Annotated in this window: 10 protein-coding genes; 1 reads left to right on the top strand and 9 read right to left on the bottom strand. The window is 49.9% G+C overall.

Going from position 1 to position 9,667, the window contains the following annotated elements:
* Positions 1-173 precede the first annotated feature (173 nt).
* Positions 174-923 (bottom strand): amino acid ABC transporter ATP-binding protein, encoded by a 750-nt coding sequence (locus LPA02S_RS03080; protein WP_054650947.1) that lies wholly within the window; start codon positions 921-923, stop codon positions 174-176.
* Positions 913-2,370: an ABC transporter substrate-binding protein/permease gene (locus LPA02S_RS03075; RefSeq protein ID WP_056956970.1), complete on the bottom strand. Its 1,458-nt coding sequence runs from the start codon at positions 2,368-2,370 to the stop codon at positions 913-915. Before LPA02S_RS03075 ends, LPA02S_RS03080 begins: the two co-directional genes overlap by 11 nt.
* 149 nt (positions 2,371-2,519) lie before the next feature.
* Here LPA02S_RS03075 and LPA02S_RS03070 point away from each other — a divergent pair, with 149 nt between their 5' ends.
* Complete coding sequence (locus LPA02S_RS03070) at positions 2,520-2,705, top strand: SPJ_0845 family protein (RefSeq protein ID WP_056956971.1); 186 nt, start codon at positions 2,520-2,522, stop codon at positions 2,703-2,705.
* Positions 2,706-2,802: 97 nt separating this feature from the next.
* On the opposite strand, the gene LPA02S_RS03065 is transcribed toward LPA02S_RS03070, so the two are convergent.
* From LPA02S_RS03065 to LPA02S_RS03035, 7 genes are all read right to left on the bottom strand, one after another.
* A complete protein-coding gene (locus LPA02S_RS03065) occupies positions 2,803-3,096 on the bottom strand; it encodes a nucleoside triphosphate pyrophosphohydrolase family protein (protein ID WP_054650943.1) in 294 nt (97 codons plus the stop codon).
* Complete coding sequence (gene yihA, locus LPA02S_RS03060; RefSeq protein ID WP_054650941.1) at positions 3,086-3,691, bottom strand: ribosome biogenesis GTP-binding protein YihA/YsxC; 606 nt, start codon at positions 3,689-3,691, stop codon at positions 3,086-3,088. Before yihA ends, LPA02S_RS03065 begins: the two co-directional genes overlap by 11 nt.
* Before the next feature lie 170 nt (positions 3,692-3,861).
* The gene (locus LPA02S_RS03055) at positions 3,862-4,359 is read right to left on the bottom strand and encodes an NUDIX domain-containing protein (RefSeq protein ID WP_162256047.1); all 498 of its coding nucleotides are present in this window, start codon (positions 4,357-4,359) and stop codon (positions 3,862-3,864) included.
* A 97-nt stretch (positions 4,360-4,456) separates the two neighbouring features.
* Positions 4,457-5,707, bottom strand: a complete 1,251-nt coding sequence (gene clpX, locus LPA02S_RS03050; protein ID WP_054650937.1) for an ATP-dependent Clp protease ATP-binding subunit ClpX — start codon at positions 5,705-5,707, stop codon at positions 4,457-4,459.
* 135 nt (positions 5,708-5,842) lie between these two features.
* Positions 5,843-7,177 carry a trigger factor gene (gene tig, locus LPA02S_RS03045; RefSeq protein WP_054650935.1) on the bottom strand — a complete coding sequence of 445 codons (1,335 nt, stop codon included), beginning with the start codon at positions 7,175-7,177 and terminating at the stop codon, positions 5,843-5,845.
* Positions 7,178-7,341: 164 nt separating this feature from the next.
* The gene (gene tuf, locus LPA02S_RS03040) at positions 7,342-8,532 is read right to left on the bottom strand and encodes an elongation factor Tu (RefSeq protein ID WP_054650933.1); all 1,191 of its coding nucleotides are present in this window, start codon (positions 8,530-8,532) and stop codon (positions 7,342-7,344) included.
* Between the two features lie 199 nt (positions 8,533-8,731).
* Positions 8,732-9,664, bottom strand: coding sequence for a tetratricopeptide repeat protein (locus tag LPA02S_RS03035; RefSeq protein WP_056956973.1), 933 nt, complete (start codon positions 9,662-9,664; stop codon positions 8,732-8,734).
* Positions 9,665-9,667 lie beyond the last annotated feature (3 nt).

Below are 9,667 nucleotides of genomic sequence, written 5' to 3'. Positions count from 1 at the left end.
TCACCGTGGAGCGGTCCACAAAGTCGCAGCACCTCACAGCACCCGCACCGGCCAGATCCGCCACTCTGAAGACCACATGTTTAGTTCTAACCAAAAACGAGGAAGCGCGCCGCAGCCATTAGACTCCCCGTCTAACTGCTACAACACGCTTCCTTGTTGTTAGTACCAATAAATTACTGGGTCAATACCTTGCTCAGGAAGTCCTTAGTCCGGTCTTCCTTTGGGTGGGTAAAGATATCATCAGGCGCACCCTTTTCGACGATTTGACCACCGTCCATGAACCAGACCTGATCGGCCACCTCACGGGCAAAACCCATTTCGTGCGTCACCACAATCATGGTCATCCCCGACTGTGCTAAGTCCTGCATAACTTTCAGCACTTCGCCAACCATTTCGGGGTCCAGCGCACTGGTGGGTTCGTCGAACAACATCACGTCCGGCTTCATCGCCAACGCCCGGGCGATGGCGACACGTTGCTGCTGCCCACCAGACAGGCTGGCTGGATAGGCATCGGCCTTATCACCCAGTCCCACTTGCTCCAATAGCTGCTTGGCCAGTTCCTGCGCCTGACCATCGTCCATACCCTTGACCTTTTTGGGGGCCAAAGTAATATTGTCAAGCACCGTCATGTTGGGGAAGAGGTTAAACTGCTGGAACACCATCCCCATCTTTTCACGCACCTTGTCGAGCTCCTTCTCAGATAGCCCCACTAGGTTAGTGCCCTCAAACATGATTTCACCTGAGGTTGGGTTGTTCAGACAGTTGAGGCTACGGAGAAAGGTACTCTTCCCACCACCGGAAGCACCGATTACCACGATAACGTCGCCCTGATGTACGGTTTCGTTAATCCCGGTCAAAACCTCGTTGTCACCGAAGGACTTCTTTAGGTCCTTAATTTCAATCAACGCTTTACTATCCTTCATGCTTCATCTTCCCTTCAAAGTGGTTGAGGATCTTGGACAACGTGAACGTCATGATGAAGTAGAGCACCATGGCAACGGCAATTGGTGCCACACCTTTGTACGTATCTGTCTGCACAACCTTCAATTGGTAAATCAGGTCCGTGACCCCAATAATCGAAACGATGGAACTTTCCTTAATCAGGGAAACAAATTCGTTACCCAAAGCTGGCCAGATGTTCTTCAACGCCTGGGGCAAAACCACGCTCTGCATGGTTTCACGCTGCGACAGGCCCAATGAACGTGCTGCCTCAGTTTGACCGACCGGAATACTATTAATACCACTCCGGAATATTTCAGCAACGTAGGCCGATGAGTTGATAGCCACTGCGATAATCCCAGAAACCAGGGCGGGAATGCTGACAACCATCCCAATCCCGAAGTACACGAACATCACTTGAATCATCAACGGTGTGCCCCGAATAAATTCGATGTACGCAACCGCAATACCGTGCAGAACCTTGCTCTTCGACAGGCGCATGAGGGCAAAGATGATCCCGCCCAGTACACCAAAGACAACCGCAACGAGCGAAATAAAGATGGTGTACCAAACACCCTTACCGAAGACCTTCCAGTATGCCAGCATGCTGGTGTTCTTAGTGTTGGTCTTCATGTAGGTGGCAGCGGTCTTCAGGTACCCGTCAGTCAGGTTACCCTTGTTGATTTTGTCGATCGTCTTGTTGACCTTGTTCACTAAGGCGTCGGAGCCCTTAGCAAACCCAATGGCCGTACCCTGCATGTCACTACCCAAATCAAAGTGACCATCAATGGACGTCAATGAAGCATCGTTAGCCGCGTAGGCATCGGCTACGGGCTTTTCCAAAACGACAGCGTCAACTTTGTGGCTCTTCAGGTCCAGCAACAGGTCAGTAGTCTTGGCCAAACCGGTCACCTGGCTGTTTTTAATCTGCTTCTTGGCCAAGGTTTGCTGCAAACTACCAGTTTGGGCGCCCACCTTTTTGCCAGTCAGTGAACTCTTGCCCTTAGCGTACAACTTAGCGTCGGCCTTGTTGACGATAATGTTTTGCCCACCCTTGTAGTAGACCTTGCTGAAGTCAACGTGCTTGGCACGCTCAGAAGTTGGGGACATCCCAGAAATCACCATGTCCACCTTGCCGGTTTCAAGGGCCACGAGTAGTTGATCAAAGTCCATTTGCTTAACCTTGAGTTTGACGCCCAGGTCCTGCGCAATGCGCTTACCAACTTCAACGTCCATCCCCACCACCTTGTTCTTGGACAAAAATTCGTACGGTGGGTAATCGGGACTAGTCCCCATCACAATGTAGCCTTTGTCCTCAACCTTCTGGAGGCTGGTATCAGTCGCCGCATGGACACTATGACCACCAGTCAAGCCCACTACGGTGATAATGCTAATAATGAGTGCCAAAAGCACGTGTGTTAACTTCTTCATCGGTCGTTCCTCCGTTTCTATGTTGATTACTATACATACAAATTGATATTTATGCAAGAAATGCAAGCGATTTTTTGCAATAAAATTCAATTTTCTTTACGGCGCGTGCATGGTATAATACGCCCAGATACCGAAAGGAGGCCGTTGCAATGGGTTTAAAGGTTAACCGTCAGAACGATATGGACAAACTATTCGACAAGTTTGCCAGTTTACCCGACGTGGATTTGGGTACTGATACCATTGACAGTAAGAAAAAGGCCGAAGAGGCAGCACGTAAGCGCGCCTATGAGCAGATAGACCGTAAACAGTCGCAAAAAAAGGACGACAAGGACTAATACAGCATATAAAAAAGGGGTAGTCGAAAGTGCGACTACCCCTTTTTTGTATACTTGAATGAATATTATCAGTAAATATACACTTAAATATGCATTATTAGTGATGACTGGAATGCGGATACCGCTTTTTCAGCTCCGCAATGTTCTGTTTAGCGACGTCATCGAAGTCAATGTTGGCCCACAATGCCACCTGGCTGAGGTACCACAATACGTCCCCCAGCTCGTGCTCAAGCTGTTCATTATCCAGGTCGGCACCCTGGAATGTATACTTCTTAATCAGCTCAATGACGGAACCCGTACCACTCGCCAAGCCTAAGGACAGGTTCGTCAAAACGTGCTCGTTACCCTCGAGCGTTCGGTTTGCCAACTGTTGATATTCATTAAAGTCCACGATGATTTCCCCCCGTTGCGTGCTGATCAATCCATTCCCAAACTGCATCCTGACCAACTTTGTTAGTCGCAGAAAACGGCACCCAGTCATCACCTGGTTGCAGCCCTAACCCTTTGCGGTGAATGGATTCGCTCTTATTCCACTGGCTCTTCTTCACCTTATCAATCTTAGTGCCAACAACCAACACGGGTACCTCATAGTAGCGCAAATACTCATACATAGAGATATCCAAATCGGTTGGTTCGTGCCGCGCATCGACTAGCTGTACCACCCCGCCAAGCTGCTGGCGTGTTTGTAGGTACTCCTCGATCATTGCGGCAAACTCGGCCCGCGCCTTTTTGCTCACCTTTGCGTACCCAAATCCCGGTACGTCGACAAAGTATAGCTCCTGGTTCAGCAGGTAGAAGTTCAATGTTTGGGTCTTCCCCGGTGTACTGGACGTGCGGGCCATTTTGTTACGCTGTAGCAACGTGTTAATGAGCGAACTCTTGCCCACGTTACTACGCCCGACAAAGGCCACCTCGCCCAGGTTGGTATCGGGATATTGTGCGGGGGACACCGCACTGATGGTTAATTCCACATCGTTTACTTGCATGTGGCACCTCACTCTCTTTGACTGATAATAGTGTAGCATAATCACAGAGCGTAGTCCCGCGGTTAGAAGCCAGAACGTAAGGACAACCGACTGTTAAGCCCGCACTTGGCTTAATTGCTGGTTGCCCTTACGTGGCGGCTTTTACGGGGCGTTCATAAATTAGGCTCATGCTACTCACGCCTATCAACCCCATACTGCAGGCCACCATCAGTCCCCAGCAACTTTCCCACCGCCGCCGGCTTAACCGCTCGCCGGACCGTATCAAACGGTAGCCACACCAAGTTGGTACCCTCTGGCAGATCGACCGATTGCATATCCAAATTATTCAGGTGGTCAAATTGTTGCTGCGTAATCTTGGTCAGCATTAACATCATTATTTGGTGGGCCTGCACGCCCTCCTCAACCGGCCAGAAATTTTCCGTAATACCCACCATCTGCAAGTCGAGATGGTCTAGTTGAAGTTCTTCACGCATCTCACGGGCACCAGCTTCTAACCCCGACTCACCAAATTTAACGGCTCCTCCTGGGATTAGTAACCCGCTGGTCCCATCCTGCAGCTGCGCCTGCTTGACCAGGACGTCCTGACCATGAACTAACAATACGGCCGCACGCACACTAAACCACTTGTCCTTAGCAATCAGAAAACGTAAATCGTTCTGTTCCTGCATACCAAAGTCCCCCCGCATTTTATGTAAAAAGAGGACGCCGTCGCCCGTTTCCGGTTTGACTGACGTCCCCTGATACGCGTTGATCACCACGCGATGATTATGAAGCTTCCTTATCACGCAGTACGAGCTCGGGTTTCCCCTTGCCAGTAACGGCGGCCTTGTTGATGACCGCCTTCTGCACGTCGGTCCGGCTAGGTAGGTCAAACATAATGTCCTGCATCACTGATTCCATGATTGACCGTAGTCCACGGGCACCAGTATCACGTTCAATTGCCTCGTGGGCAATCGCACGTAACGCTGCCGGCGTGAATTCCAAATCAATTCCGTCCAGGGACATCAACTTGGTGTACTGCTTAACCAGTGCGTTCTTAGGTTCGGTGAGAATCCGCACCAGATCGCTTTCGGTCAGTTTTTCCAAAGCCGCAAGAATTGGAATTCGCCCAATAAATTCAGGAATAATCCCAAAACTCATGAGGTCTTCAGGAATAATCTGCTGCATGAGGCTCTCGCTTTCATCCAGCTGTGGGTGCTTCGAGTCAGTACCGAAACCAATCGTCTTCTCACCCAGACGGTTTTTAACGATACTTTCAATACCGTCGAAGGCCCCCCCGACGATAAAGAGGATGTTGGTGGTATCAATCTGGATTAGTTCCTGCTGCGGGTGCTTACGACCACCCTGCGGCGGTACACTCGCTACCGTACCTTCAAGAATCTTCAGCAGCGCCTGCTGCACACCCTCACCAGAAACATCCCGTGTGATCGATACATTTTCGCTCTTCTTTGCAATCTTGTCGATTTCATCGATATAGATAATACCCTTTTGGGCACGGTCCACATCAAAGTCGGCATTCTGCAGCAACTTGAGCAAAATATTCTCGACGTCTTCGCCAACATAACCAGCTTCAGTAAGTGTGGTTGCATCAGCAATCGCGAATGGCACCTTGAGAATGCGCGCCAAACTTTGCGCCAAGAAGGTCTTCCCACTACCAGTTGGTCCAATCAGAGCAATGTTACTCTTCTGCAACTCAGTTTCGTCCTCAGTGGACACCGCGTTCTGATTGATCCGCTTGTAGTGATTATAAACGGCCACGGCCAGAGCGCGCTTGGCGGCGTCCTGTCCAATGACATAATTGTTTAGCACCTGCAGAATTTCCATTGGCTTAGGTACTTCCGTCAGGTTCTGCATGGATTCATCACGAAATTCATCATCAATAATTTGTTTGCAAAGATCAATACACTCGTTACAAATGTAGACGCCGGGGCCGGCGACAATCTTCTTTACCTCGTCCTGCGACTTCCCACAAAATGAGCAGGTTACAGGTCCGTTGGTCTCAACGTTATCAAACATTTAGCATTCAACCCCTTCTTGAACCCATCATACCAGAAAAACGAAGGGATGACCCGGATTTAAACCTGGTCATCCCTTTTTTACCCCCAGGGGGCATCTATGCGCTATGCACACAGTTGTGTTGATGGTTCAAAACTACTTAGCGGAATCAGTTTGGTCGTCGTTGGAATCGTCGTCCTTCTTGGCCGCTTTTTCTTCAACCGCGTTATCAGTAATAACTTTGATTGCCTTCTTAACGGCGATGTCATGAGTCAGCATATCGTCAGTCAGTGCCCGACGAACAGCATCCTTCTCCATCCCGTAATCGTTAGCAAGGTCAGCAACTTCGGCGTCAATTTCGTCCTCAGTAGCCTTAATACCTTCAGCGTCCACGATTGCTTCTAAGACCAGGTTAGTCTTGACGCGAGTCTCGGCATCCTGGTTGAACTGCTTGCGCAAGTCAGCCTCGGAAGTACCAGTCAACTGGTAGTACATGTCAGGGTTAATCCCCTGACGCTGCATGTTGCCCAGGAACTGCTGCATCTGGTTGTCAATGTCCGACTTAACCATGGCGTCCGGAATTTCTTCAACAGTGGCGTTGTCCACGGCACCCTTGATGGCAGCTTCTTCAATAGCGGATTCTGCTGCGTCTTCCTTCTGCTTCTTCAGGTCAGCCTTAATCTTGTCCTTCAACTCATCCAAAGTTTCGACGCTGTCATCAACGTCCTTGGCAAAGTCGTCGTCCAGTTCAGGCATTTCCTTAACCTTAACCTCGTGAACGGTAACGGCAAATTCTGCATCCTTGCCGGCCAGATCAGAAGCTTGGTATTCCTTAGGGAACGTCACCTTAACGGTTACTTCATCACCGGTCTTGTGGCCAACGAGCTGGTCCTCAAAGCCTGGGATAAAGGCACCTGAACCAAGTTCAAGGCTGTGGTTCTTGGCGGAGCCGCCATCGAATTCCTTGCCATCAACGGTACCAACGTAGTCGATGACGACGGTATCGCCTTCCTTGGCTGCATCTTCGGTGACAACCAATTCGGCCTGCTGCTCGCGCTTCTTGTCGAGCTCCTTGTTCACGTCAGCCACGTAAACGCGCTTGTTCTGCTTAGGCACGCTAATACCCTTGTAGTCGCCAAGCTTAACGTCCGGCTTAACCGTAACGGTAGCCTTGATGGACCAAGGCTTGCCCTCATCCATGCTCTCAACGGACAGCTCTGGCTGATCCACTGGGTCAATTCCAGCTTCATCAACGGCGTGTTCGTAGGCGTCTGGCAGTAAGATGTTCAGTGCGTCTTCGTACAATGCGCCCTCACCGTACATCTGGTCAAAGATGACGCGAGGTACCTTACCCTTACGGAAACCAGGAACAGTTAAACTCTTGCGTACCTTAACGAAGGCCTTATCGAGCCCCTGCTTGATTTCATCCTGTGCGATATCAAAAGTCAATTCGCCAGTTACGGCGCCTTGCTTAGTCCATTCTGCGGTCATGCTAATCCTCCGACTTTAGTATTTTCAGCATCCATACGTGCTGAATACTGCTATACATACCGTATTATCTTACCTGAAACCAGTATGGTTGTAAAACAATTTTCAATAATAATAAAAAAAAGACGCCCGGAGGCATCTTTTCTTTGTCCTAATTAACGAATTAATTAGTCCATGATTTCCGTAACAACACCGGCACCAACGGTACGGCCACCTTCACGAACGGTGAACTTAGTACCAAGTTCAATGGCAACAGGTGCAATCAGGTCAACTTCGAAAGTGACACGGTCACCAGGCATAACCATCTCAACGCCGTCTGGCAATTCGATGACACCGGTAACATCAGTCGTGTGGAAGTAGAACTGAGGACGGTAGTTGGAGAAGAATGGCGTGTGACGGCCACCTTCGTCCTTTGTCAAGATGTAGACTTCACCCTTGAACTTGTTGTGAACCTGGATCGAACCTGGCTTAGCCAGAACCTGTCCACGTTCAACCTGGTCGCGGTTAACACCACGAAGCAGGACACCAACGTTATCGCCGGCTTCACCAAGGTCCAGAGTCTTACGGAACATTTCCAGACCCGTAACGGTGGACTTCAGAACGTCTTCCTTCAGACCAACGATTTCAACTTCATCGCCGACCTTAACCTGCCCACGGTCGATACGACCGGAAGCAACAGTACCACGACCAGTGATAGTGAAGACGTCTTCAACAGGCATCAAGAAAGGCTTGTCGTTTTCACGAACAGGGGTTGGGATGTATTCGTCAACCGTGTCCATGAGTTCCATGATAACCTTTTCCTGCTCTGGGTCGCCTTCAAGAGCCTTGAGGGCAGAACCACGGAGGACAGGAATGTCATCCCCAGGGAAATCGTATTCGGACAAGAGTTCCCGAACTTCCATTTCAACCAGGTCAACCAGTTCTGGGTCGTCAACAAGGTCAGTCTTGTTCAAGAAGACAACGATGTGTTCAACACCAACCTGGCGAGCAAGCAGGATGTGTTCACGCGTCTGTGGCATAGGGCCATCAGTTGCGGCAACAACCAAGATTGCACCGTCCATCTGGGCGGCACCAGTGATCATGTTCTTAACGTAGTCAGCGTGCCCTGGTGCATCGATGTGGGCGTAGTGACGCTTTTCCGTTTCGTATTCAACGTGGGCAGTGTTGATGGTAATCCCACGTTCCTTTTCTTCTGGTGCAGCGTCGATACTTGCGTAATCTTGCGCCTTTGCCAGACCCTTTTCGCTAAGCACCTTAGTGATAGCAGCGGTTAAAGTGGTCTTACCGTGGTCAACGTGACCAATAGTCCCAATGTTAACGTGGGGCTTGGTACGTTCATAATGTTCTTTTTCAGCCATGAAAAAACGAACCTCCTGAATTATTTGTAAGAAACCAGGACAGAACGCCTATCCCGTGAATTCTTTACGTTTAAGTGTACTACATATAGCGGGAAACGCAAACCCGTTTCACTGGAATTTAATTTCCGAAAGTGATTATATCGAGTTTTCCGACTCATGTAAACCATTAATTGCTTTTTATTCTCGCTATTAACATAAATTAGTTATCCAAATTGGTCCCAACATCACTTAATTCCTGTGCTTTTGCAGTGAGCCAATCAATGAGCTCGCGATATGGCGACTCACGCTGTGGATCCACCGCGGTCGCAGCAAACTCGTCGACATCCTGGATAAATTCGTCGACTGCTGGGTACAAGAAACCCAGCAACACAAAAAATGTTGGTACCAGCATTTGGACTAATTCTTCCCGCTCAGGTAACTTATCAACAATTGCACCCAAGACCGCCTGGCTGGTGTCATCATCCCCAGGCATTACTAGACTGGTCGTATCAACCGTGATCACACGGTCATACACCCGCACCTTGATCACCGTGGCTGGTGTGGCCATTAAAGACCACGTCACCAACGAACTACGGACCGCGGGATGTACGTCGGGATCTACCAGGGCCACGGCTAGTGAGTCGTCAACATCCACATAGGGAAGCTTGCTCAGTTCCGTGGTCACAAACTGTTCCTGTTCCACGAGGTTCATGCCACCAAGGTTGCGCAGGTGCCGCTTACTGGCTTTAATTGCGGACCCGTGTTCGTTGACGTACCGCTCCATAACTTCGGCCATCACGTTAATCGACGCGGTGGTTTCGGTGTCGTCCTCAGTCATGTTGATCACATACGAACCCAGCGGAAAATCAGGGACCCCTGCCGCAATCTTGATGAGTAACTGCCGTCCGTCGGCACTGCTGGCGATGTCGTCTACTACATCTTGAATCACCGCGTTAGCCTCATCAGCCTCGCCAAGTTCTATATATGCAGTCGCTAAAGCCTGGTCGTCATTTGGAGTCACATCATCGGGGTATGACTGCTCCAGTTGCTCTAGCTGACTCACAGCGCGGTGAAAATCGCCGTCATTAAAGGCCTGTAATCCGAGCTCGCGGAGCTGCTTAGCTGACTGCGGAAAGTTAACTACGTTGCCCATAGT

It is taken from the genome of Lacticaseibacillus pantheris DSM 15945 = JCM 12539 = NBRC 106106 (assembly GCF_001591865.1).
In the GTDB taxonomy this organism is placed as follows: Bacteria; Bacillota; Bacilli; order Lactobacillales; family Lactobacillaceae; genus Lacticaseibacillus; species Lacticaseibacillus pantheris.
The sequence above is the reverse complement of the archived record's forward strand: the minus strand, read 5'-3'. Positions and strand labels throughout refer to the sequence as shown.